Origin of the sequence: uncultured Desulfovibrio sp., assembly GCF_944327235.1 — a bacterium.
GTDB lineage: Bacteria > Desulfobacterota > Desulfovibrionia > Desulfovibrionales > Desulfovibrionaceae > Desulfovibrio.
In genome coordinates this window covers 22802-44401 of sequence record NZ_CALVHE010000008.1, presented here as the reverse complement: position 1 = coordinate 44401, position 21600 = coordinate 22802, and the positions used below count along the sequence as shown (strand labels likewise).

At 65.5% G+C, this 21600-nt stretch carries 20 protein-coding genes; 11 read left to right on the top strand and 9 right to left on the bottom strand.

Translation table 11 applies throughout. The features are described 5' to 3' along the window. Positions 1-8 precede the first annotated feature (8 nt). From dxr to tsaB, 3 genes are read left to right on the top strand one after another with little or no spacing between them, the layout of a single operon-like run. A complete protein-coding gene (gene dxr, locus Q0K00_RS02545) occupies positions 9-1322 on the top strand; it encodes a 1-deoxy-D-xylulose-5-phosphate reductoisomerase (protein WP_297227142.1) in 1314 nt (437 codons plus the stop codon). Position 1323: 1 nt separating this feature from the next. Next, positions 1324-2439 (top strand): RIP metalloprotease RseP, encoded by a 1116-nt coding sequence (gene rseP / locus Q0K00_RS02540; RefSeq protein WP_297227140.1) that lies wholly within the window; start codon positions 1324-1326, stop codon positions 2437-2439. Positions 2440-2442: 3 nt separating this feature from the next. Further along, a complete protein-coding gene (tsaB, locus tag Q0K00_RS02535; RefSeq protein WP_297227139.1) occupies positions 2443-3273 on the top strand; it encodes a tRNA (adenosine(37)-N6)-threonylcarbamoyltransferase complex dimerization subunit type 1 TsaB in 831 nt (276 codons plus the stop codon). Positions 3274-3439: 166 nt separating this feature from the next. Here the strand turns inward: tsaB and Q0K00_RS02530 are convergent, their stop codons facing one another. The 5 genes from Q0K00_RS02530 to Q0K00_RS02510 are packed head-to-tail and all read right to left on the bottom strand — an operon-like array spanning position 3440 to position 8257. Beyond that, positions 3440-3913, bottom strand: coding sequence for a GNAT family N-acetyltransferase (locus tag Q0K00_RS02530; protein ID WP_297227138.1), 474 nt, complete (start codon positions 3911-3913; stop codon positions 3440-3442). Next, complete coding sequence (locus tag Q0K00_RS02525) at positions 3904-4311, bottom strand: TIGR04076 family protein (protein WP_297227136.1); 408 nt, start codon at positions 4309-4311, stop codon at positions 3904-3906. The genes Q0K00_RS02530 and Q0K00_RS02525 overlap by 10 nt, the downstream gene beginning before the upstream one ends. Positions 4312-4331: 20 nt before the next feature. Continuing rightward, on the bottom strand, positions 4332-4937 hold the full coding sequence (locus tag Q0K00_RS02520; RefSeq protein ID WP_297227135.1) for a class II aldolase/adducin family protein: 606 nt from the start codon (positions 4935-4937) through the stop codon (positions 4332-4334). 2 nt (positions 4938-4939) lie between these two features. Next, positions 4940-5977 carry a thiamine-phosphate kinase gene (gene thiL, locus Q0K00_RS02515; RefSeq protein ID WP_297227134.1) on the bottom strand — a complete coding sequence of 346 codons (1038 nt, stop codon included), beginning with the start codon at positions 5975-5977 and terminating at the stop codon, positions 4940-4942. Beyond that, positions 5978-8257: an ATP-dependent helicase gene (locus tag Q0K00_RS02510; protein ID WP_297227132.1), complete on the bottom strand. Its 2280-nt coding sequence runs from the start codon at positions 8255-8257 to the stop codon at positions 5978-5980. 151 nt (positions 8258-8408) lie between these two features. Here Q0K00_RS02510 and Q0K00_RS02505 point away from each other — a divergent pair, with 151 nt between their 5' ends. Continuing rightward, positions 8409-8987 (top strand): hypothetical protein, encoded by a 579-nt coding sequence (locus Q0K00_RS02505; RefSeq protein ID WP_297227131.1) that lies wholly within the window; start codon positions 8409-8411, stop codon positions 8985-8987. A 373-nt stretch (positions 8988-9360) separates the two neighbouring features. On the opposite strand, the gene Q0K00_RS02500 is transcribed toward Q0K00_RS02505, so the two are convergent. The 3 genes from Q0K00_RS02500 to Q0K00_RS02490 all read right to left on the bottom strand — a co-directional run bounded on the left by Q0K00_RS02500 (position 9361) and on the right by Q0K00_RS02490 (position 11350). Continuing rightward, positions 9361-9918, bottom strand: coding sequence for a periplasmic heavy metal sensor (locus Q0K00_RS02500; protein WP_297227130.1), 558 nt, complete (start codon positions 9916-9918; stop codon positions 9361-9363). 47 nt (positions 9919-9965) lie between these two features. Next, positions 9966-10169, bottom strand: a complete 204-nt coding sequence (locus Q0K00_RS02495; protein WP_297227129.1) for a hypothetical protein — start codon at positions 10167-10169, stop codon at positions 9966-9968. A 752-nt stretch (positions 10170-10921) separates the two neighbouring features. After that, a complete protein-coding gene (locus Q0K00_RS02490; RefSeq protein ID WP_297227128.1) occupies positions 10922-11350 on the bottom strand; it encodes a periplasmic heavy metal sensor in 429 nt (142 codons plus the stop codon). A gap of 205 nt (positions 11351-11555) precedes the next feature. On the opposite strand from Q0K00_RS02490, the gene zraS reads away from it, so the two are divergent. From zraS to Q0K00_RS02460, 6 genes are all read left to right on the top strand, one after another. Further along, positions 11556-13037 carry a two-component system sensor histidine kinase ZraS gene (gene zraS, locus Q0K00_RS02485; protein WP_297227127.1) on the top strand — a complete coding sequence of 494 codons (1482 nt, stop codon included), beginning with the start codon at positions 11556-11558 and terminating at the stop codon, positions 13035-13037. Beyond that, the gene (locus Q0K00_RS02480; RefSeq protein ID WP_297227126.1) at positions 13034-14407 is read left to right on the top strand and encodes a sigma-54 dependent transcriptional regulator; all 1374 of its coding nucleotides are present in this window, start codon (positions 13034-13036) and stop codon (positions 14405-14407) included. The genes zraS and Q0K00_RS02480 overlap by 4 nt, the downstream gene beginning before the upstream one ends. Positions 14408-14436: 29 nt before the next feature. Next, positions 14437-15057 carry an HD domain-containing protein gene (locus Q0K00_RS02475; RefSeq protein ID WP_297227125.1) on the top strand — a complete coding sequence of 207 codons (621 nt, stop codon included), beginning with the start codon at positions 14437-14439 and terminating at the stop codon, positions 15055-15057. A gap of 48 nt (positions 15058-15105) precedes the next feature. Next, a complete protein-coding gene (locus tag Q0K00_RS02470; protein ID WP_297227124.1) occupies positions 15106-16257 on the top strand; it encodes a tRNA(5-methylaminomethyl-2-thiouridylate) methyltransferase in 1152 nt (383 codons plus the stop codon). Positions 16258-16378: 121 nt separating this feature from the next. Continuing rightward, positions 16379-16741, top strand: a complete 363-nt coding sequence (gene dksA, locus Q0K00_RS02465; RefSeq protein ID WP_297227122.1) for an RNA polymerase-binding protein DksA — start codon at positions 16379-16381, stop codon at positions 16739-16741. A gap of 112 nt (positions 16742-16853) precedes the next feature. Then, on the top strand, positions 16854-18485 hold the full coding sequence (locus Q0K00_RS02460; RefSeq protein ID WP_297227121.1) for an NFACT RNA binding domain-containing protein: 1632 nt from the start codon (positions 16854-16856) through the stop codon (positions 18483-18485). A 465-nt stretch (positions 18486-18950) separates the two neighbouring features. Here the strand turns inward: Q0K00_RS02460 and gltX are convergent, their stop codons facing one another. Continuing rightward, the gene (gene gltX, locus Q0K00_RS02455; RefSeq protein ID WP_297227120.1) at positions 18951-20342 is read right to left on the bottom strand and encodes a glutamate--tRNA ligase; all 1392 of its coding nucleotides are present in this window, start codon (positions 20340-20342) and stop codon (positions 18951-18953) included. 384 nt (positions 20343-20726) lie between these two features. On the opposite strand from gltX, the gene argB reads away from it, so the two are divergent. Continuing rightward, complete coding sequence (gene argB, locus Q0K00_RS02450; RefSeq protein ID WP_297227119.1) at positions 20727-21506, top strand: acetylglutamate kinase; 780 nt, start codon at positions 20727-20729, stop codon at positions 21504-21506. Positions 21507-21600: the final 94 nt, after the last annotated feature.

Genomic DNA, 21600 nt, shown 5'->3' with positions numbered 1-21600 from the left:
GAAACGCTATGTCCAACTGCTGGCCGGGATGCGAAGGCCCGGCGATCCGCTACATCTCGGCGGCCCCCTCGCCGGAATGGCAACACAGGGAGCGGCATGATCTCGTTATCCTCGGCTCCACCGGCTCCATAGGGCGCAACGCGCTCGGCGTGGTGGACTCACATCCACAACGCTTCCGAATCCTGGCGCTCTCCTGCGCCCGCAATGTGGATATGCTGGCCCGACAGGCCCGCCGCTATCGTCCCCGGCTGCTGGCCGTGCTGGACGAGGAATCGGCCTATGACCTGCGCACGCTCCTGCCCGCGGACTATCAGCCGGAGATCCTCGTGGGGCCGCAGGGCTACGCCGCGGCGGCCTCCTTGCCCGAGGCGGATACCGTGCTCTCGGCCCAGGTGGGGGCGGCGGGCCTTGAAGGCACGCTGGCCGCCGCGCTGGCCGGCAAGGTCATCTGTCTTGCCAACAAGGAATCGCTGGTACTGGCGGGCGAACTGCTGCGCCAGATATGCGCCCGCACCGGGGCATCCATCCTGCCGGTGGACTCGGAACACAACGCCATCTTCCAGTGCCTCGCGGCGCGGGAGCAGGAGGTGGCGCGCCTCGTGCTGACCGCCTCCGGCGGCCCCTTCCGGGATCGCAGCCTCGAGGAGCTGCAACATGTCACGCGCGAACAGGCCCTCAATCATCCCAACTGGGTCATGGGCGCCAAGATCAGCATCGACTCGGCAAGCATGATGAACAAGGCGCTGGAAGTGGTGGAAGCCTTCCACCTGTACGGCGTGCCGGTGGATCGCATCGACGTGCTGGTGCATCCGCAGTCGCTGGTCCATTCGCTCGTGCAGCTGCGGGACGGCAGTCTGCTGGCCCAGATCGGCACGGCGGACATGCGGCTGCCGCTGGCCCACTGCCTGCTCTGGCCGCACACGCTGGACTGCGGTGTGCCGCCGCTGGATCTGGCGGCCTCTCCGGCGCTGGAGTTCCGGCATCCCGATACGGAGCGTTTTCCGGCGCTCACCTTTGCCCGGCGGGCCCTCAGCGAACGCGGCGGCCTGTGCGTGGTCATGAACGCCGCCAACGAGGCCGCCGTGGAGCTCTTCCTTGCCGGACACTGCGCCTTCACCGACATCACCCGCTTCATTGATGAGGCCATGCGGCGTCATGCCTCCACCGCGCCCGGCCATGCGCCGCTGTGCGGAAAGTTGACCGCGCCTGAGGGAGATGACCTTGCCCTTCGCGCGGAAGTGGCTACCTTTGTGGAACGGATAGAAAAACTCGACACTCAAAGCCGCGCGCTGGTGCATGAACTGGCGCGTGACGGAGCCTGATATGCTGATAACCATCATTGCCGTCGTCATCGTTCTGGGCGGCCTTATCTTCTTTCATGAACTCGGGCATTTTCTGGCGGCCCGCGCTCTGGGCATGGGCGTGACCACCTTTTCTCTGGGCTTCGGCCCCAAACTGCTCAAAATGAAGCGCGGCAAGACGGAATACGCCCTGTCGCTGGTGCCTCTGGGCGGTTATGTGGCGCTGGTGGGCGAAAACGACGACAGCGAGCTGCCGGAAGGCTTCACCCAGGAGGAAAGCTTTTCGCAACGGCCCGCCTGGCAACGTCTGGCCGTAGCCGCGGCGGGCCCGCTGGCCAATGTGCTGCTGGCCTGGCTTCTCTGCTGGATGCTCGCTTTCGGCTGGGGACAGGCCATCATGCTGCCGCAGGTGGGCAGCATCGTGGCGGACAGCCCCGCCGCGGCCGCCGGTCTGCAGCGCGGCGACCTCATCCTGCGCGTCAATGACACGGAGACCCCGGACTGGCAGAGCATGGCCGACGCCATCGGCGCGAGCAACGGCCAGCCCGTGACCCTGCATGTGCTGCGTCCCCTGCCCACGGCTTCGGGCGAGATCCAGCCCGGCCTGCCGGAGACCGGCGAGGAGCTGCGTCTCACCCTGACGCCCAAGCGCGCCATGCGCACCACCATTTTTGGCGAGCAGGAAAACGCCTGGCTCATCGGCATCAGCGTCAGCGGCAACATGAGGTACGAGGATCTGAGCTTCGCGCAGGCGGCGCTGGCCGGGGTGCGACAGACCTGGGGCATGGCCGAGCTGACGGCGGAAAGCTTCCTCAAGCTGGTGCAGCGGGTGGTGCCGCTGGATCAGGTGGGCGGGCCCATCATGATCGCCCAGCTCGTGGGCGAGCAGGCGCAGCAGGGGGTGGCCGGCGTACTGGGGCTGGCGGCCCTCATCAGCATCAATCTTGCCATCCTGAACCTGCTGCCCATCCCCATCCTGGACGGCGGCACGGTGCTGTTCTGCCTCATCGAGATGGTCTTCCGCCGTCCCGTGCACGAAAAGGTGCAGGAATGGGGGATGCGTGTGGGCCTTGCCCTGCTGGTGGCCCTCATGGTGCTGGCCACGTACAACGACATCGTCCGCATCATCACGGGGTAGGGCATGAGCGGTACCGGACCGGAACTCATCCTCAATGCGGCCGAAGGGGCCTTGCAGATCATCCTGACCGAAGACGGCCGTCCGCTGGCCGCGCAGGAATGGCACAGGCCGGAACGCGCCACGGAGATACTGGCGCCCGCTCTGGCGGACATGCTGGAACGGATGGAGATCCGGCCGTCGGACCTGCGCCGCATCGCCTGCGTCCGGGGACCGGGCTCCTTTACCGGCATCCGGCTGGTGCTGGCCACCGCGGCCGCCCTGCGCCGGGTCGGGAAGGCCCGTCTGGCCGGACTGGACTATATGCAGGCGCTGGCCACCTCTGCCGTCATGGCGCGGGGGATGCTCTGGGGCGGACAGGTGCATGTGCTCACTCATGCCCGGCGCAATCTTGTGCATTATCAGCCGTTCATGGCGTATGGGCCGGTCATCCCGGCCTACGCCACGGCGGAAGTGCGTCTCCTGCCCCCGGCCGAGGCTCTGGAAGCCGTCAACGCCGCCGTGACGGACAGGGCAAAGCATGAACCGGCGGACAGCCGGGCCGGGCTGCCGCTGGTCTGCGGCAGCGCGCTGGCGCGCAATGCCCTGTTTGCGCCACTGGATGAACGGCATGATCTGGCCGCGCTGCCGCGCCTGATCCAGCCCACGCAAGAGGCCCTTTGTCTGCTGGCCCGGCACGGCGATTATTTTGCCGCAGATGTGGAGCCGCTCTATGTGCGCCCCTGCGACGCGGTGGAGAACCTGCCGGAACTCTCCCGCAGACAGGGGCTGGACGGCGCGGCCACGCTGGCCGAACTGGAACGCCTGCTCCATCTGCCGCCGCAAAGCGAGTGCTGAAAGACCGCAAAGGCCGATGAGAGAAGAGGAATACCTCGTCCCAAGGCCCGCCAACACTAATTTTACAAATAATTTCGACAGATAAGCCTATGTTCCGTCCACGCGCCGCTTGCCATAGAGGCGGGGTCCCCTCGTGTCCCGCTGGGGAAGGGATGGGGGTCTTGCGTCAGGATGTGCGCCTGCCGTCGCCCTCCCACACCAGATGCAGCAGAGGATACGGCCTGCCGTCGTTGTCCACCGGCGAGCGGCCGCACACCCGAAAACCCTGACGGGCATAAAAGGCACGGGCCCCCGCGTTCTGTTCGTTGACATCCAGTTCCACGCGCCGCTTGCCCGCACAGGCATGACGCAGCAGGGTTGAACCGACGCCCTGTCCGAAAAACGGCGGGTCCACAAAGAGCATTTCCACCCGCAGGGCATCGCCGCCCCAGAACCCGGCCGGACGGCCTTCCCGCTCCAGCAGCCAGAGTTCCCGCATGGCAGGCAGATAGGCGCGCAGCATGGCCGCGCCGATGCTCTCAAGATCGGACGCCTGCAGAAAGTGATGCGTGGCCTCCACGCTGCGCCGCCAGAGGGCCGCCAGTCCCGGCCAGTCAGCGGGCAGGGCCGGACGGAGGCGCTCCTGTCGGCTCAACGGCATTCGCCTCCACCCTCCGCTTCCGACTCGGAAGAGGGCGGCACGGAGACCGCATCCGTGGCTTCCAGTTTGAAGATGACGGGCCGCAAGCCGTCATTGCAGCAGACGATGGCCACGCCCGGCTTGTCTATCCAGTCCCCGTAGTAGAAAAGTCCGCTCTCCGCGCCGTGAGCCAGAGCGAACACATACTGATATATGGCCTTCCAGGCCTCGTCACACAAGCCGTCCGGCTTGGCGTAGTCCGCAACGAAGGTCTGTCCGGTCTCATGCATGGGACAGAGACCAAGTCCGGGTATGCCGTATTGGTCGGCCAGTTCTCGATCCAGCGTCGTCTTGAGCACCGTGATCTTCACGCGCCGCATGGTACGGGGAGCGGTCCCGCAGGGAGCTGCCGTCGTCATGGCTGGCCTCCTTTCGTTTCTCAGATACCGCTCAAGAGCTGTATCCACGCAAGATGTTCAAGCTGTTCGGTGAGGCCCAGCGCCTCTTCGAGCGTTTCCCCGCAGGCGCACAGGCCGTGTCCACTCATCCAGACGGCGGGGAACTGCCGCGCCTGTTCTGCGACACCATCGGCCAGCGCCTGTGAGCCGGGGACCTGCGGCGGGGCCACGCCCAGACGCGCCCGCCAGACTTCGGATTCGTACAACGGCAGCCGCAGGAGATCCTCCATGCGGTCGGCCAGCCGTATGCCCAGCGCCAGCAGATGCGGCGGATGGGTGTGCAGGATGGCCCGGCAGGAAGGGCGGGCGGCATAGACCGCCAGATGCATGGCTCCTTCCGACGAGGACGGCCCCCCGGCAAGCAGACGACCGTCCGGGTGCAGCAGGCAGATGTCCGCGGCGCTCATGCGGCCCTTGCAGACGCCGGACCGGGTCATGAGCACGCGCGGGCCGTCCGGGCTGTCCCAGAGGAGACTGGCATTGCCGTTGAAGCCCAGCAGGCCACCTGTACACCAGGCTTCACGACAGCAGGACAGCAGCGGACCACACAGGGCGGCGGGGATGTCGGGCAGGGGCGTCGCGTGCATCTTCAGTCCTTTTCCGGCGCAAAATGGTCAAAGCCGTGCAGACCGGCAAGATTCTCGTTGTTGCATTCGATGACGGGGATATCGGTCACCACGCCGATGCTGTGGAAATTGGGGATGGCCGTATGCAGCACCGGCAGCATGTCCGGCGCGCAGGAGCCGAGCAGGCAATAGTCCTCCCCGCCGAGCAGGGCCTCGTGGACGGGATTTTTACCTTCCTGCAGGGCGTGGCGCACCACCTCGGGATGGAGCAGGCCCTGCGGCAACAACAGCGAGGCCCCCAGCCCGGCCCCTTCGGTGCGGGCGGCCCCGGTCGCGCCGCTGATGCCCAGCAGGCGCGGCAGATCGCGCATGATGCCGTCGGACAGGTCCATCAGTGCCGGCGGGCGGGCATTGAGACCGGCGCGGGCCAGCATGAGACCGGCATCCACCTGCGGCTCCGGCCGCAGATGCGCGGCGCAGGCGGCGGGCCAATGCTCCAGAGCCGCGCGCCCGTGGGCTTCCATCTCCTGCAGGCCCACACGGGCCAGTCCCGGCAGCCCCACGAGAAAGAGACAATCGCCGGGCATGGACCCGCCGCGCAGCAGGAAGGGCGCGCCGTCGCTCAGCGGTTCGCCCCAGACCGTGATGCAGATGTGCAGCCTGTCGCTGCGGGAAAGATCGCCCCCGGCCAGCGCCATGCGATGCCGTCCGGCCAGTGCGGCCATACCGCGAAAAAAGATGTCCAGCCAGTCCATGTCCGCATAGTCCGGCAAGCCCAGCCCCAGCGTGAAGGCCAGTGGTCGCCCGCCGCAGGCCGCCACGTCGCTGATGTTGACGGCCAGCGCCTTGTGCCCCATGTCTTCCGGGGTGAAATACGAACGGCGAAAGTGTACATCCTCCAGAAAGAGGTCCGTGCTCACGCACAGGGGCTGCCCGCCCCGGAGCACGGCGCAGTCGTCGCCGCGTCCCAGCAGCAGGGAAGGGTGGGTCGCCGGGAAATGGCGGGCCAGCAGTTGCAGGATGGCGTCCTCGGACAATGCGGACGAAGCGGGTTTGGGCATCTAGTCGTCCTCCATGAGCAGATATTCCGCAAGAATGACCTTGAGACCGAAGCCGGGAAAATTGACCTGCACCTTGTCCGGCGGCAGATGGCGGACCACCTTGCCGCGCCCGAAGATGCGATGGCGGCAGTAGCCTCGCGGCAGTCGGGACTCGCCTGCGGACGCCGCCGCGGGCGCGGCAGGCGACGGCGCGGCGGAAAGGCGTTCCTCCGGCGGCAGTTGACAGTCCTCACCGCCGTCGGCGGGAGACGAGGACACACGACCCTTTCCCCGGAAAAGACCGGCAGCGGGACGGAGTGGAGCGGACGGACGGCTGTCGGACATGCTCCCCATTTCCCGCTGCGTGCCGAGACCGCTTTCCCGACGGTGCAGGCCGCCGCCGAAACCTTCCAGCCACTGTTCGGCAAGCTGCGGTCCCATCTCGCGCACGAAGGGACTCTGGTTCACATGGGTCATGCCCTGCTCGGCGCGGCTGAAGATGGTGGCCGGCGCATAGAGATCGAGCTGCTGCCGGGCGCGCGTACAGGCCACATACATGAGCCGCCGCTCCTCCTCGAAGTCCTCCGGCCGGGCCAGCGCATGACGCGAAGGGAACCGGTCCTCCACGAGATCGATGATGAGCACGGCGTTCCATTCCAGCCCCTTGGCCGAGTGGATGGTGGAAAGGGTGATGCGGTCCTCTCCGCCGCCTTCCTCCTCTTCCGGGGATTCCAGCGCAAGGTCGGCCAGAAAGAGATCCAGCTCCGTGTATCCGGCAGCCATTTGCAGCAATTCTTCCAGAGCCTGCTGCCGCCGGGGCCAGTCTTCGGGATAGTGCAGCTCCAGCAGGGGCCGGTACTGCTCCAGGATGGCGGCCAGGGTCAGGGACGGGGTCTGCGGGCGCGCCCGCAGGCTCTCGATGAATTCCATGTCCGCCCGAAAAGCGCCATGCCGGGCGAAGGCCTTGGCCATGCGCGCCGTATCGCCGGACGCGGCGGCCTCGTAGAGCTTTTGCGCGGTCTTGGGACCAATGCCCTCATGCAGGGCCGCCAGACGTTCAAATGCGGACATGTCCAGCGGATTGAGCAGCAGACGCGCGAAGGCGATGACATCCTTGACGTGGGCGGCCTCGGTATAGCGCAGGCCGCCGTACTTGCGGAAGGCGATACCCGCCTGATTGAGCGCCATCTCCAGCGCAAAGGAATGGAAGCCCGCCCGGAACAGCACGGCGATCTCATGCGGCAGATGCGTTTGCAAAAGCTCGCGGATACGCTCCACCACCAGCCGGGCCTGCGATTTGTCGCTGAAGGGCGTCACCAGCCGTACGGGACTGCCGCCTTCGCGACGGGTGAAGAGCGTCTTGCGGAAGGATTCGGCGGCGTGTTCCAGCAGATTGTTGGCCACGGCCAGGATGGGCTGCGTGGAGCGGTAATTCTCTTCCAGCCGGATGACGCGCGCGTCGGGGAACAGTTTGGGGAAATCCAGGATATTGCGGACATTGGCCCCGCGAAAGGCATAGATGGACTGGGCCTCGTCCCCCACGGCCATGACGTTGCCCGGCGCTTCGCCTTCCGGACCGGCCAGCAGACGAACGATGCGGGCCTGGACGAGGTTGGTGTCCTGATACTCATCGACGAGGATGTGGCGATAGCGCGAGCGCAGGAGCTCCGCCGCCCGCGCGTCCTCCCGCAGGAGCGCCTCCAGCTCGAACAGCAGATCGTCGTAGTCCATGACGCCCGTTTCCCGCCGGAAGGCGTCATAGCGGCGGCCCAGCTCCGTCAGGCCGTCGGCGTAGGGCAGCAGATGGAAGGCTTCCCGCTGGAGGATCTCGGCAAGGGGCAATTCCTTGTTGCGGGCCTTGCTCAACAGGCCCACGATGGCCTGCGTCTTGGGGAAGGCCCTGTCCCCCTTGCCCAGTCCCAGCGCGTCCTTGCAATGTTTGACGGCCGCCGTGATGTCGGCGCTGTCCATGACGGTAAAGGGCCGGTCACCGAGCCATTCCGGCCGGAAACGCCGCAGGATGCCGTAGGCGAAGGCGTGGAAGGTGCCGCCCTGCACGCCGGCCAGCGCGTGATCGCAGAGCAGGCCCGCACGGTGCAGCATCTCCTGTGCGGCCTTGCGGGTGAAGGTCAGCAGGAGCATGGATTCCGGGGCCACGCCCCGCTCGGCCAGCCAGGCCAGCCGGTAGGTTATGGTGCGCGTCTTGCCGCTGCCCGCACCGGCCACCACCAGCACCGGGCCGTCGCCGCAGGTGGCGGCCGCATACTGCGCCTCATTGAGCGCTTTGGCATAATCAATCATTTTTCCAAGCTAGCATAAAGGCGGCGGACCTTCCAGAGGCCGGGCCCATCCCATCCCGCACGGCCACCCGCGACCAAGTCGGTCAGACATGCCCTTGACGACGGCGGAGCCCCCTCCCTACACTGGGCGCACATCATAACAGGAGAGCTGTATGACACAGGAAAAGGACCCCATGCCCGACGCGGCGGAACGCATACTCGAGGCGGTCATGTTTGAAAGCTGGCTGCGTTTCTCCTTTCTTGAGGAATCGCCGGGGGAGGGCCCCGACGATGAACCGCGGCTGCTGATCCGCCTTGACGATGCCGCACGGCAGCGTCTGGCCGAACGGGAAAGCCACCTCCTGCCGCTGGCCCGGCTCGTGGACGGCCGGGAAGCCAGTTTTGAAAACTCCCGCGAGGCCGTTTGCCGCTTCGTGCTGGAAGAGCTGGAAGGGCGGAGCATCCCGCAGGGCACGGCCGCGACCATACTGGACAGCCGGGATTTCCAGTTCCGGCTGCAGCTGTTCAACAACTGGCTGCAGGAACAGGAGAGCATCCTTGAGCGCACGCCGCATGAGTTTGCCGACTGGCGCATCAAATTCGCCCAGTGGCGCAGTCGCCCGGACATCAGGGAACAGACGCTCGCGGCGGTCAGTCCGACGGAGCATCCCGCCGAAGCCGCCGGGGATGGCGGCGCGCAGGCCCCGCGCCTGCTCGATGCCGCCGACGTACAGGAAGATGTGCGGCGATAGAGCATTTTGCCGTTGAAAAAGGCAAAATGCGAGGCGGCGGCACAGCGCCGCCCGGCCCAAACCACGCGGAATGACCGCGTTTTTTCACGAAACGACAGGCCGTTGAAAATACTCCAAGGAGAGCGGCCTCCCGGCTCCGGACCGGCCGAGACGGCGGGACGATGAAACGCAACAGGCCGCCGGGGGGACGGCGGCCTGCGCGAGAGAGGGAGGATGTTCCAACGGTTAGAGGTTTCTGTTCTTGTTCTTGTGAGGAGGAGTTGTCATTGGTTGAAGGTTACTGAACGAGTGTGAGGAGGATGTATGCTTTCCGCCACTGGCGGGAAGTTTCACGAAATGCGTGTCTTTGCGCGTTATATCGTTGTGTCGTCGTTTACTGCTGGACGCGTTCCTCGGCGGCTCCGGGAGCCTTGGCCGGACGGCCGGGCCTGTCGGGGAAGCCCACTTCCTTGGCGATCTTGTCCATCATCTCATCGTGCAGATCAGCCATCTGATTGTGCAGCTTGACCAGCTCTTCGGCGGTCTGGCGCACCAGCTTCACGTCGGGATTGCTGGCGTTGCGCAGGGCGCGCAGTTCCTGCCGCTTCACGAATATCTGATCACGCAGAGGTTCCATGCGCGGGCTGAAATCATCGACGATCTTGTCAAAGGCAGCCTGCTGTTCAGGCGACATGGCGCGGTAGAAACCGTGGCCATGATGTCCCTTGTGTCCCCAGCCCATGCCGGGGCAGCCGCCACGGAAATCCGGACCGTCATATCCGGGCCCGCCGTAGCAGGGGCCCATGCCGGGGCCGCGACCGTCATATCCGGGGCCGTAGCCGTCGCCGTGGCGGGGGCCGCCATGATGGGGACCGGCAAAACTTTCAGTGGTCATGAGGCTGCCGCCTGCGAGAACTGCCATCAACACGGGGATCATCAGCTTCTTGTTCATCATCTGCTCCTAAATAATATCGCCTGTCAGCGGGAAAAAAGTCTGTTTCAGCATCCGTGACCATCGCCATGATGGTCGCCGTGTCCCCTCCAGCCCGCTTCAAGGCCACTGGCCATATCGGAGCTGCCGGGGCAGGAGATCGCTCCCTTATCGAAAACGTCATGACCCTGTGCGGCAAAACTTTCGGAAGCAAAGAGGCTGCCGCCGGCGATCACAGCCATGAGTACGGGGATCATCAACATCTTGCTCATTGTATACTCCTTGAGAAAACGTCCTGTCAGCGGCGGCCCGAAACGCGTCGTTCCTGCGGTTGATATGCCGCCCGTCGTATGCCGGGGGTCAGCATGACCAGAACTGCCGCGGCAACCATCAGGGTCGTCATCCTGTCTCCTGTATTCTGTATTCTGTTGTCTTCTTTTTTGAGGAGGCGGCGTACTCGTCGCCTTCGCCCTCTTTTTAGCAACCCGCGTGCCAAACATTATTTATTCTTTAATATCAATATATTAAATTGACTTTTTACTCAAAGGCCCGGCACGATCTCGCCCCAGCCCCCGCATACTGCGCACTATTTGTACACCTTCGGCCCGGCCGTGTTCATTTTTTAAACACCTGTTCAAATTTCGCACGCCCTGCCGATGCAGACAGCGGTAAACGGCCTATCTCCGCCCCACGGGGACGTCCGTCCGGGATCGCTCCTTTTGAAAGCGTAGCCTAACCCAAAGGAAACAGCGACGAAGAACGCGCGGCCTGCCGCCGAGGCAGGGCGCTCATACCAGAGCATTTCCAGTTTGCAACGCTTCGCCTTCCAAACCATGCGGTCTGTCGTTTCGCGGGGAAGATACGGTTTCTGCCTGGTTTGGGCCTGACGGCGCTGTCCGCCGCCTCGGCTTTTGCCTTTTTCAACGGCAAAAGGCCCTAAAAAAGCCTCCGTTCCCGCAGGAAACGGAGGCTCATGGCGCAAACTTCAAAAAATGTAGCGAGGTGCGGCACTTTCCGCAATGCGTTATTGCGGAAAAGCCGGTTTGATCATGCTTCGGCAGCCCCTTCCCCGATTGACGGGGAAGATTACGCCCGCCTCGACCTGCAGACGTTCCCGCACCCGCCGGTACTGACCACGCAGGCTGTCCCGCAATTTTTGCAGTTCCCAACCCAGCCGGGGCAGGGCGTCCGAAGGCGTGTTGGCATTATAGCTCAGGCGGTCCAGCTCATCCATCTTGGCGTGGATACGCGCCCGCAGATCCTCGATGGCGGGGCGCTCCTCATCCAGTATGGAACGAGCACGTTCCCGCTGTTCCGCGGGCAGTTCGGACAGCCACTCTTCCACATCACGATATTGCCGATGCCCGCCGCCATGACCATGACCGCCGGCCAGCGCGGCGGACGGCAGGGTCAGGCTCAGCAGGAGCAGCAAAACAATCACCAGAGTTTGCATCGTCGAATCCTTGAACAGAATACGGCCTCAGTCTTTGCATAACAACAAGCACGCTGCCCGTGCAAGTCCGGCCGGATGAAAATATTTTGCAATAATCACGCCAGAAGGACGCCTCCACGGCGGCGGGAACAGCGCATACGCCCCGTAACGCTAAAATTTTCGCTGCCCGGATGACAGTGCCGCTCTCCGTGCATATACTCTGTCCATGACACGCCCTTCTTTACAGGATGCCCCCGCCGTCTCGCCGTCCGCGGCTGATGAGCCGCAGGGAAGCGCGCCGCCCATAGGTCTCGTGCTGGGCGGGGCGGCCTTCATCTTTGTTTTCATCGTGGCCCTGCTGGCCGTGGGATCCATCCACCGCAACGAGGATGCCATGGGCCGTCTGCTGGCGGAAAAAGGCTCCACGCTCGTGGGGACGCTGGAACGCGTCCTCGGGCTGGGCCTGCGCAGTCAGGCGGGGATCCCCCTGCAAAGCCTGCTGGATACGCTGGGCAACAGCCGCGACGTACGTTTCATCGCCGTGACCATGCCGGACGGCACCATCCTCGCCCACAGCGAACGCAGCCGGAGAGGGGAGATCCTGCTGCTCGACGGCCGCGAGATGGACGAGGCCCGCATGGCCGAGCTCCATCCAGACGGCAACATGCGCTACGGCTTCCTGCACATGGAGAACAAGCCGGTATTCGTGGTCTACCGCCAGTTCATGCCGCCCCCGCCCGAGCTTGTGGGGCGCTTCCCCACGCCGGTCATCTTCCTGGGCCTCGACCCGTCCCCCTTCGACATCACCCGCCGTCAGGACAGGGACTATATGATCATCCTGGCGGGCGTGGCGCTGCTGGTGGGTCTGGCGCTGCTGGTGGCGCTGTATTATGCCGAACGCGCCCGGCAGTCCCGCCGGGGCCTGCGCAAGGCCGAGGGGCAGGTGCGCCGTCTGGAAGAGGAGATGCGCCGCAAGGAAAAGCTGGCCGCCGTGGGGACGCTGGCCGCCGGCGTGGCCCATGAGATACGCAATCCCCTCAGCTCCATCAAGGGATACGCCACCTATTTCGGCCAGCGTTTCCCCGAAGAGAGCGACGACCGCAAGGCCGCCGAGGTCATGGTGCGCGAGGTGGACAGGCTCAACCGCGTCATCACGGATCTCATCGGCCTTTCCCGGCCCACGGACATCCACCTGCGTCCGGCCCGGCTGGAAGATGTGGTGGGGCATGTGCTGCGTCTCATCCGGCAGGATGCCGCCCAGCATCATATCGAGCTGGAAAGCGAGGCCGCGGCGGGCCTGCCGCCGGCCAGCATCGACCCCGACCGGCTGGGACAGGCCCTGCTCAACATCTGCCTCAATGCGCTGGATGCCCTGCAGGGCGGTGCGGACGACCAGCCGCTGGAAGGGCAGGCGCGCCTGCGGCTGGACATTGCCCGTGAAGGCCGTATGCTGCGGCTGGACGTGACGGACAACGGCCACGGTATCGCTCCCGAGAACCTGCGGCATATCTTCGATCCCTACTTCACCACCAAGGGGCACGGCACGGGACTGGGACTGGCCACCGTCCACAAGATCGTGGAGGCCCACGGCGGCAGCGTGGCCGTTCGTTCCCGTCAGGCGGAAAACGGACGGCGCGGCGAGACCGTCGTCAGTCTGCGGCTCCCCGTGGCCGAGGAAGACCGGCACAACGTCAAGGAGAAGGCATGAGTTCCCGTATTCTTGTGGTGGATGACGACGACGCCCATCGCGGTATGCTGCGCATGATGCTGCGCTCCTGGGGCTACGAGGTGGACGAGGCCGACGACGGCGAAGCCGCCGTGGCCTCCGTGCGCGCCCAACCCTACGATGCCGTGCTGACCGATGTCCGCATGGCCCGCATGGACGGCATCAGCGCCCTCAAGGGCATACTGGCGTATAATCCGGCCCTGCCGGTCATCCTCATGACCGCGTATTCGTCGGTGGAGACCGCCGTGGACGCCTTGCGGCTCGGCGCCAGCGACTACCTCATAAAGCCGCTGGACTTCGACGCCCTGCGCCAGTGCCTGCAAAAAGCCATCGAACAGTCGCAGTGCAGCGTGGAGAATCGCGAATTGCGCCGCCAGCTCACCGAGGCCGCCGCCGGACCGGAGATCCTCGGCCGCAGCCCGGCCGTGGAGGAGCTGCGGTCCATCATCGCCACCGTGGCCCCCACCGAGGCGACCGTGCTCATCAACGGCGAATCCGGCACCGGCAAGGAGCTGGTGGCCCGCGCCCTACATATGGCCAGCGAGCGGGCTTCCCGGCCGCTGGTGACGGTCAACTGCGCGGCCCTTGCCGAAAACCTGCTGGAGAGCGAACTTTTCGGCCATGAGCGCGGCGCGTTCACCGGAGCGGACAAGCGCCGGGAAGGGCGCTTCGTGCAGGCTGACGGCGGTACGCTCTTCCTGGACGAGATAGGGGAGATGCCCCTTGCCCTGCAGGCCAAGCTCCTGCGGGCCCTGCAGCAGGGCGAGGTGCAGCGCGTGGGCTCGGACAAGCCGTTGACCGTGGACGTGCGCGTCATCGCCGCCACCAACCGCAACCTCCAGACGGAAGTGGCGGAAAAGCGCTTTCGCGAGGACCTGTATTTCCGCCTGAACGTCATCAATATCGAGGTCCCGCCCCTGCGCCGTCGTCCGGAGGACATCCCCCTGCTGGCCGCACATTTCCTGCAGCGCTATGCCGAACGGAACCGCAAGGCCATCAAGGGCTTCTCGCCGCAGGCGCTGGACGCCATGCTGCGTTATCCCTGGCCCGGCAATGTCCGGGAGCTGGAAAATGCCGTGGAGCGCGCCGCCATCCTCTGCACGGGGGATCTGATCACGCTGCGCGAGCTGCCGCAGGGCGTTTCCGGGGCCCTCAACGCGCCGCTCCCGGCCGAACTGACGACCGAGCAGGGCGACGGCTCGCTGGCCGGGCTCAAGCTCGATGACGTGGAACGCCGCGCCATCGAGGAGACCCTGCGCCAGACCGGCGACAACAAGAGCGAAGCCGCCCGCCGTCTGGGCATCACGCGCGCCACCCTGCACAACAAGCTGCGCAAGTACGGCATGGAATGATGCCGACCGCGCACGTCCACGGAGAAGCCATGAACGACGACAGCACCACACAGCCCGCGCCCGCTCTGGATACGGAACGGCGCGCCCGGCTGGCCGATCTCTTCCACGAGGCGGGCATGTTGCGGCATACCCCCCGCAGCGGCTATGCCTTCCTTGGTTCCGGCAGGGAAAGCGTGGCCGAGCACAGCTATCGCATGAGCGTCATCGGTCTCGTCCTGGCCCGGCTGGCCGGGGCCGACGCCGGGCGGGTGCTGGAGCTCTGCCTGTTGCACGATCTGCACGAGGCCCGGACCGGGGACTTCAACTACGTCAATCATCGTTACGACACCTGCCGGGCCCGTGATGCGCTGGCCGATGCCGTGGACGGGACCGGTCTCGAGGAAGAGGTCCTCTCCGTATACGACGAATTCGAGGCCCGTGAGACGCTGGAGGCCCGGCTGGCCCGCGACGCCGATCAGCTGGACCTGATCTGCAATCTCAAGGCCGAGCTGGACCGCGGCAACGCCTTTGCGGCCCAATGGCTGGAAAGCGCGGTACAGCGCCTGCGGACCCCCTGGGCAAAGGAGCTGGCCGAGGAACTGCTGACCGCCGACCATAACCGCTGGTGGTACGGCCGCGTGGACAGACAATGGTGGGTGGAGCGTCGTTGACCGGCCTTTTCGCTTGCCATCCGCCCCGTCCATCCCGTACAAGGCGACATGCCACATCATCCCGACATGTCACCATCCCCGCAGGCCATCGTGCTGTTTTCCGGCGGTCTGGACAGTATCCTGGCCGCCAAGGTCCTGGAAGAGCAGGGGTTGCGCGTCCGCTGCCTGCATTGCCATTCTCCCTTTTTCGGTGAACCCTCCGCCGTCCCGCGCTGGCGTCGTCGCCACGCGCTGGACATCGACGCGCTGGATGTCGCTGACGACTTCTGCGCCATGCTGCGCGAGCGCCCCGCGCACGGTTTCGGCAAGACCCTCAATCCTTGCGTGGACTGCAAGATCCTCCTCCTGCGCCGGGCACGCCGGTACATGGAAGAGGTGGGAGCCTGCTTCCTGGCCACCGGGGAAGTGCTCGGACAGCGTCCCATGTCCCAGCGGCGGGACGTGCTCAATGTCATCCGGCGGGAGGCCGGGGTGGGCGACATCCTCCTGCGGCCCCTCAGCGCCCGTCTGCTGGAGCCGACGCCCATGGAAACAAGCGGCCTCGTGGACCGGGAGCGCCTGCCCGCCATCAGCGGACGCGGCCGCCATGCCCAGCTTGAACTTGCCCGGCATTTCGGCCTGACGGACATCCCCACCCCCGGCGGCGGCTGCAAACTGACCGAAAAGGAAAACGCCCGCCGCTACTGGCCGGTACTGGCCCATCTGCCCGCACCCGACAGCGGCGACTTCGCGCTTGCCAATCTGGGACGGCAGTTCTGGCATGAGGAAAACGGCGATCGCTACTGGCTGGCTATCGGCCGCAACAGCGGCGACAATCAGGCCCTGCAGGCCGCCACGCGGCCCGGCGACGCCCGCATCTTCCTTGCCGACATCCCCGGCCCGCTGGCCGTGGGCCGTCTGGCCTCCCGGTGGCCCGACCATATCCTTGCCGCGGCCGCCGCTCTCATGGCCTCGTATTCCGGCCGGGCCGTGCGCGAAGCCGAGGCCGGGGACGGCGTGGGCGTCCGGGCGCAATGGCACACGGCCGAAGGACAGACAGGCAGCTGGCAGGGCAGGGTCATGCCCGCTCGTGAAGGCTTCTGGCAGGAACCGCTCTGGGAGCCCGCCCGCGAAGCCATACGGGCCGAGCAGAAGATCCGTCTGCACGGAGCGCCGTGCGGCCCGCAGCCTGACGGCGTTGAGGAAGAAGAAACCGACTGAGTCTCCGGCAGACATATCTGACGGCAGACGACGGCTTTACAAAGTATCATTTACCCTGTAGAAGTCGTCAGTTCAGCTTACCCTGACTAGGGAGGCGACAGTTTGCTTCCCGGGAGGTTTCATGGATCACAAGGATTTGGAATTTTTCCGCAATCTGTTGAACCAGATGCTCGAAGAAGCGCAGCAGAAGGGCGACAGCACGCTGGAAGAGATGACCGACAGCAACGAAGTTTTCGCTGACCCGGCCGACCGGGCCACTGCCGAATCGGACCGTTCCTTCACCCTGCGTATCCGCGACCGCGAACGCCGCCTTATCCGCAAAATCCAGTCCGCGCTGCAGCGTATCGAAGACGGCAGCTACGGCATTTGCGAAGAGTGCGGGGAAGAGATCGGCGTGCCGCGCCTCAAGGCCCGCCCTGTCACCCGACTCTGCATCAACTGCAAGGCCAAGCAGGAAGAAGACGAGACCCTGCGTGGCGATTAGCTTCCCGGGCGGCTGCCGAAGACGGCGGCCGCCCTTTTTTTCCGGCAGATCGCCCGCCCTGGCGCTGGCCCTGCCCTGAGCACGCATCGGCGGCGAGCCGCCCACATCTCGCATGGACGCACACCTTTTTTTCCGCTTCTGCCGCGCGGCCCTTCCCCGTCTGGAGGGCGCCTGGCTGGAAAAGATCCAGGAGCCCCTGCCGGGGCTCGTCTGTTTCAGTCTGACCCTGCCCAACCGCAAGACGGAGCGCAAGGTACAGCTCTGTCTGTGTGCCCGGCGCAAGGAGCCTTTCCTCTTCCTCACCAACCGCCGCCTGACGGCCGGGAAAGCGCCGGGAGCGCCTGTCATGCGTTTACGCAAGTACACGCTCGGCCGTCGCATCGCGGCCTGCGTGCCCCGTTTTGCCGAGCGGCAGCTCTGGCTGCTCATGGGCGGACAGTCGCAGGCAGCGGCGGATGCTCCCGAGGGGATGAGCATCTGGCTGTTGCTCGATCTGCGGGAAGGCCCGGCCCTGCGTTTCTGCACGCCGGAGGAACAACCGCAGGAGGGCACTTTGCGCTGGCCTGAGCCGCACGAGCTTGCCGAAGCCTGCGCACACTGGCAGGAGTGGCCCGTGCTGACCCCGGCCCTGCGTCGGACGCTCCTGCTCTACGACGATCCTCTGGACCAGCAGGCCCTGCTGGAAGATCTGCGCATCGGGGACGGCGACCTTTTCCTCTACCGCCGCGCCGATGCGCCCGCGTCCGGAGGACCAGCCTGTCGCCTCAGCGCCTGGCCGCTGCCTGCGGCGCTGCTGGGCCAGCAGCCCGGATGCTGGCAGGAGACATGCCGGGAAGACGTGCTGGAAGCCGTGGAAGAGGCCGGGAAACTGCTCGTGCTGGATCCGCTTTCCCATCAGGCCGCGCAGACGGCGGCACTGCCGCTGACCCGCCGCGAACGCAAGCTGGAGCGCCTGCTCGACAAGCTCGAGGAAGAAGAGGCCCGCCTTGCGCGCATGTGCGCCGCCCAGCCTGACGCGCTGGCCCTGCAGGAAAACTGCTGGCGCTGGCCCGCCGACTTCCGGGCGGAGCGGGTGGAGGTCCCCGACGGCGGTCACGGCCCGGCCCGCAGCATCTCCCTTGATGTACGGTACAACCTGCGTGACAACATGGCTCGCCTGTTCCACACCGCGCGGCGGGGCCGACGCGGGCAGGAACACCTCGTGGAACGCCGCCGCCAGCTCGAACAGGAGCTGACCGCCTTGCGGACTGCCCGCGATGCCGCCCAGCGGGGTGGGATAGCGGCGGACGCCGTTGCCGAAAACACCCGTCTCCCGCTGCCGCCCAGCGTGCCCAAAAACGTCCAGCTCTTTGTGAGTGAGGACGGTTTCGTCCTCCTGCGCGGGCGTGACGCCAAGGGCAATCTGGCCGCGCGCAAACTGGCCGCGCCCCATGACATCTGGTTGCACGCCGACGGCGGCCCCGGTTCGCACGTCATCATCCGCCGCGCCCATGCCGGGCAGGTCGTCCCGGAACGCACGCTTGAGCAGGCCGGAGCCCTTGCCGCCAACAAGAGCTGGCTGCGGGATGCCGCCCGCGCCCGCATACTCTATGCGGAAGTCCGCCACATACGCGCTCTGCGCGGCGCGGCCCCGGGAACGGTACGCATGGACAAGATATGGCTTTCCCGGGAGGTGACGGTGGACCCCTCTCTGGAACTGCGCCTGCTGCCGGGCGAGAACTCCTCCGCTGAAACGAAAGGCTAACGCCACGTCCTCCACCCGCCGCACCAACGCGCCCGCCCCTGAAAGGGGATCGTTCTGTCCGTGTCCACAGGCACGAACTTTTTAGGGTCTGTTAACACTATTTGCTGCCTGTTTGGGGGGAAGGGCAGCCCCAGCCCCCAAAACGAGCGTAACGTTTACGATCCATTTGTCGTATCAGGTGAAATCATTTGTAAAATTTGTGTTGGCAAGGCCTAACCTGTCATACAGCAAATGGAAATTTCTACGAGAGTGACCTGCCATGTTTTCACATGAAACATGGCGCAAGTGGCGAAAAAGCACCTTTCTCCAATAAAACAAAATGGTTGACTCACATTCCGCAGGGCGGCACGCCTCCTGAGGCGGACAGGGAGCCCTCACCCCGCGGGGACAGTCCTGCATGACAAAAAAGGGAGGCAGCCCTCTCGGACCGCCTCCCTTCCGAAAATGCCGGACATCCGGCAAAGATCAGGCCGCCGCCCGGGCGAGCCGGGCAAGGGTCTCATCCTTACCGAGGAAAGCCATGATCTCAGGCAGATGAGGGCCGCCCATGAAACCCATGAGGGCCGTCCGCAGAGCCGGGGCCACGTCCTTGAACTTGAGGCCGTTGCCTTCGATATAGCCCTGTAAGGCGGCTTCCAGCGCTTCCTGCGTGAAGTCGCAGGCGGCAAAGACCTCCCGCAGGGCGGCCAGATGTCCCTTGCCGGCCTCGGTAAGGTTCTTGGCCGCCGCCTTTTCGTCAAGCGGCAGACTGGCCGCAGGGGTCAGCAGGGGAGCGAAGCTTTCCGCCAGCACTTTGAGGTTGGCGGCCCGCTCCCGGAACATGTGGCAAAGCGCTTCCAGGCGGCTGTCGTCCAGTCCGGTCATGTCGTACCCGGCCTGTTCGGCAAAGGGACGCACCAGCGCGGCCAGCTCCGACAGCGGCAGCTCACGCATGAAGTGGGCATTGCACCATTCCAGCTTGGCGGGGTCGAAGGCCGCGGCCGCCGGGTTGAGGCTGGTGCCGTCGAAAAATTCGATCAGCTCTTCCCTAGTGAAGATCTCCTGATCCCCGTGGGACCAGCCGAGCCGCACCAGATAGTTGACCAGCGCCTGCGGCAGCAGGCCGTCGTTCTGATATTCGATGACCGCCCGCGCGCCGTGACGCTTGGAAAGCTTCTGCCGGTCAGGGCCGAGGATCATGGGCACATGCCCAAAGCGCGGCACGGGCAGGCCCAGCGCCTCGTAAATGAGGATCTGACGCGGCGTATTGGAAACATGGTCATCCCCACGGATGACGTGGGTGATGCCCATCTCGTGGTCATCGACCACCACGGCCATATTGTAGGTGGGCATACCGTCGGCCCGCCGGATGACCATATCGTCCAGCTCGCTCACGTCCACGGCGATGGTCCCCTTGACGAGGTCGTCAAAGACCACCTTCCCGGCAAGCGGAGCCTTGAGACGGACGCAACGCCCTTCGCCGGGGCCGAGGTTGCGCTCGCGGCAGCAGCCGTTATAGCGGGGCTTGAGTCCCTGTTCCCGTGCCTTCTCGCGCATGGCCTCCACTTCTTCGGGCGTGCACGAACACCAGTAGGCATGTCCACTCTCCAGCAGCTTGTCCACATACTGGTTATAGAGGGCGGTGCGCTGCGTCTGGTAATTGAGGGGACCGTCCCAGTCCAGCCCCAGCCAGCGCATGGAGGCCAGGATGGAGTCCGTGTATTCCTGTTTGGAGCGCAGGAGGTCCGTATCCTCGATACGAAGATGGAATTGACCGCCGTAATGACGGGCCAGCAGCCAACAGAAAATGGCGGTGCGCGCGCCGCCGATATGCAGATGTCCGGTAGGACTGGGCGCGAAACGGGTAACCACGTTCATGGGGAATCCTCGGGCGGCCTTGCCGCCGGAACCAGGGTCAGGGCGCATGACCATACCGCCCGCTAATGCTGTTTTTCGGGCGGCAGGGACGCCGGGGAACAAGGGACGGCAACGCGCGCAACGGATGCGAGGTCCGTCGTCCGCTCCCGGCGGGGCCGCCGTGCGGGATAAGGCAGCTTTGCGGCAGGCGGTGGCATGTCGCCCTGACCCCCAGGGTTGCACGAAAGAAAGCTGCCGTCGCGACGGGCGGATGCCGCAGAGGCTTGGACTATCCTATTTGTTGCGGCAAGGCAATTGCGCTTGCAGGGCGGCGGCCCCGATGCTACACATTTTTTTGCCTGCACGGCAGGTTACGCTCGCAAAATGTCAAGCAAGGGAGGCCCTATGTCGCGTACCGTGGTCATCAAATTCGGCGGACATGCCATGGACAAGGAAGCGCTGTGCGCGGCCTTTGCCGAGGATCTGGCCTTCCTCAGCGCGGAGGGCACCCGCTGCGTGGTCGTGCACGGCGGCGGCCCCCAGATCAGTGCCCTGCTGGAACGCCTGCATATCGAGAGCCGCTTTGAAAACGGCCTGCGCGTCACGGACGACGCCACCATGCAGGCCGTGGAGATGGTGCTGTGCGGACAGGTCAACAAGGACGTGGTGCGCCGTTTCGCCACGCACGGCGTCCGCGCGGCGGGCATTTCCGGACGGGACGGCGGTCTCCTGCTGGCCTCGGTACGGCAGCCCTCTCTGGGCCGCGTGGGCGAAGTGGACAAGGTGGACCCGGCCCTTGTGGAATGTCTGCTGGCCGGGGGCTTTGTGCCTGTGGTGGCTCCCGTGGCCTCGGATGCCGAGGGACAGCCGCTGAACATCAATGCCGATACCGCGGCCGGCGCATTGGCCGGAGCGCTGCGGGCGGACTACTTTGTGCTCATCTCCGACGTGCCCGGCGTACTGGACGGAGAGAAACACCTGATCCCCACCCTGGACCGTGCCCGCAGCCAGGCCCTCATGGCCGAGGGCGTCATCTGCGGCGGCATGATCCCCAAGGTCGGCTCCTGCCTGCACGCCCTCGACGCCGGTTGTCGCCGGGCGCTCATCCTGGACGGACGCGAACCCGGCAGCCTGCGGCGCTACCTCTATGAGGACGCGCCGCTGGGGACCGTGGTCACGGCCTGATTTGTCGCGGAAAAGGACGGACGACCGTCCCGCCGCCCGGAGAACGGACCGGAGCGGCCCCCTTCCGCCGCGGGGAAAACGGACGGCGGCACTG

Bases quoted from the DNA above. Each gene is read 5' to 3' on its own strand.
- dxr (WP_297227142.1), top strand. From the start codon at position 9: ATGTCCAACTGCTGGCCGGGATGCGAAGGCCCGGCGATCCGCTACATC.
- rseP (WP_297227140.1), top strand. From the start codon at position 1,324: ATGCTGATAACCATCATTGCCGTCGTCATCGTTCTGGGCGGCCTTATC.
- tsaB (WP_297227139.1), top strand. From the start codon at position 2,443: ATGAGCGGTACCGGACCGGAACTCATCCTCAATGCGGCCGAAGGGGCC.
- Q0K00_RS02530 (WP_297227138.1), bottom strand. From the start codon at position 3,913: ATGCCGTTGAGCCGACAGGAGCGCCTCCGTCCGGCCCTGCCCGCTGAC.
- Q0K00_RS02525 (WP_297227136.1), bottom strand. From the start codon at position 4,311: ATGACGACGGCAGCTCCCTGCGGGACCGCTCCCCGTACCATGCGGCGC.
- Q0K00_RS02520 (WP_297227135.1), bottom strand. From the start codon at position 4,937: ATGCACGCGACGCCCCTGCCCGACATCCCCGCCGCCCTGTGTGGTCCG.
- thiL (WP_297227134.1), bottom strand. From the start codon at position 5,977: ATGCCCAAACCCGCTTCGTCCGCATTGTCCGAGGACGCCATCCTGCAA.
- Q0K00_RS02510 (WP_297227132.1), bottom strand. From the start codon at position 8,257: ATGATTGATTATGCCAAAGCGCTCAATGAGGCGCAGTATGCGGCCGCC.
- Q0K00_RS02505 (WP_297227131.1), top strand. From the start codon at position 8,409: ATGACACAGGAAAAGGACCCCATGCCCGACGCGGCGGAACGCATACTC.
- Q0K00_RS02500 (WP_297227130.1), bottom strand. From the start codon at position 9,918: ATGAACAAGAAGCTGATGATCCCCGTGTTGATGGCAGTTCTCGCAGGC.
- Q0K00_RS02495 (WP_297227129.1), bottom strand. From the start codon at position 10,169: ATGAGCAAGATGTTGATGATCCCCGTACTCATGGCTGTGATCGCCGGC.
- Q0K00_RS02490 (WP_297227128.1), bottom strand. From the start codon at position 11,350: ATGCAAACTCTGGTGATTGTTTTGCTGCTCCTGCTGAGCCTGACCCTG.
- zraS (WP_297227127.1), top strand. From the start codon at position 11,556: ATGACACGCCCTTCTTTACAGGATGCCCCCGCCGTCTCGCCGTCCGCG.
- Q0K00_RS02480 (WP_297227126.1), top strand. From the start codon at position 13,034: ATGAGTTCCCGTATTCTTGTGGTGGATGACGACGACGCCCATCGCGGT.
- Q0K00_RS02475 (WP_297227125.1), top strand. From the start codon at position 14,437: ATGAACGACGACAGCACCACACAGCCCGCGCCCGCTCTGGATACGGAA.
- Q0K00_RS02470 (WP_297227124.1), top strand. From the start codon at position 15,106: ATGCCACATCATCCCGACATGTCACCATCCCCGCAGGCCATCGTGCTG.
- dksA (WP_297227122.1), top strand. From the start codon at position 16,379: ATGGATCACAAGGATTTGGAATTTTTCCGCAATCTGTTGAACCAGATG.
- Q0K00_RS02460 (WP_297227121.1), top strand. From the start codon at position 16,854: ATGGACGCACACCTTTTTTTCCGCTTCTGCCGCGCGGCCCTTCCCCGT.
- gltX (WP_297227120.1), bottom strand. From the start codon at position 20,342: ATGAACGTGGTTACCCGTTTCGCGCCCAGTCCTACCGGACATCTGCAT.
- argB (WP_297227119.1), top strand. From the start codon at position 20,727: ATGTCGCGTACCGTGGTCATCAAATTCGGCGGACATGCCATGGACAAG.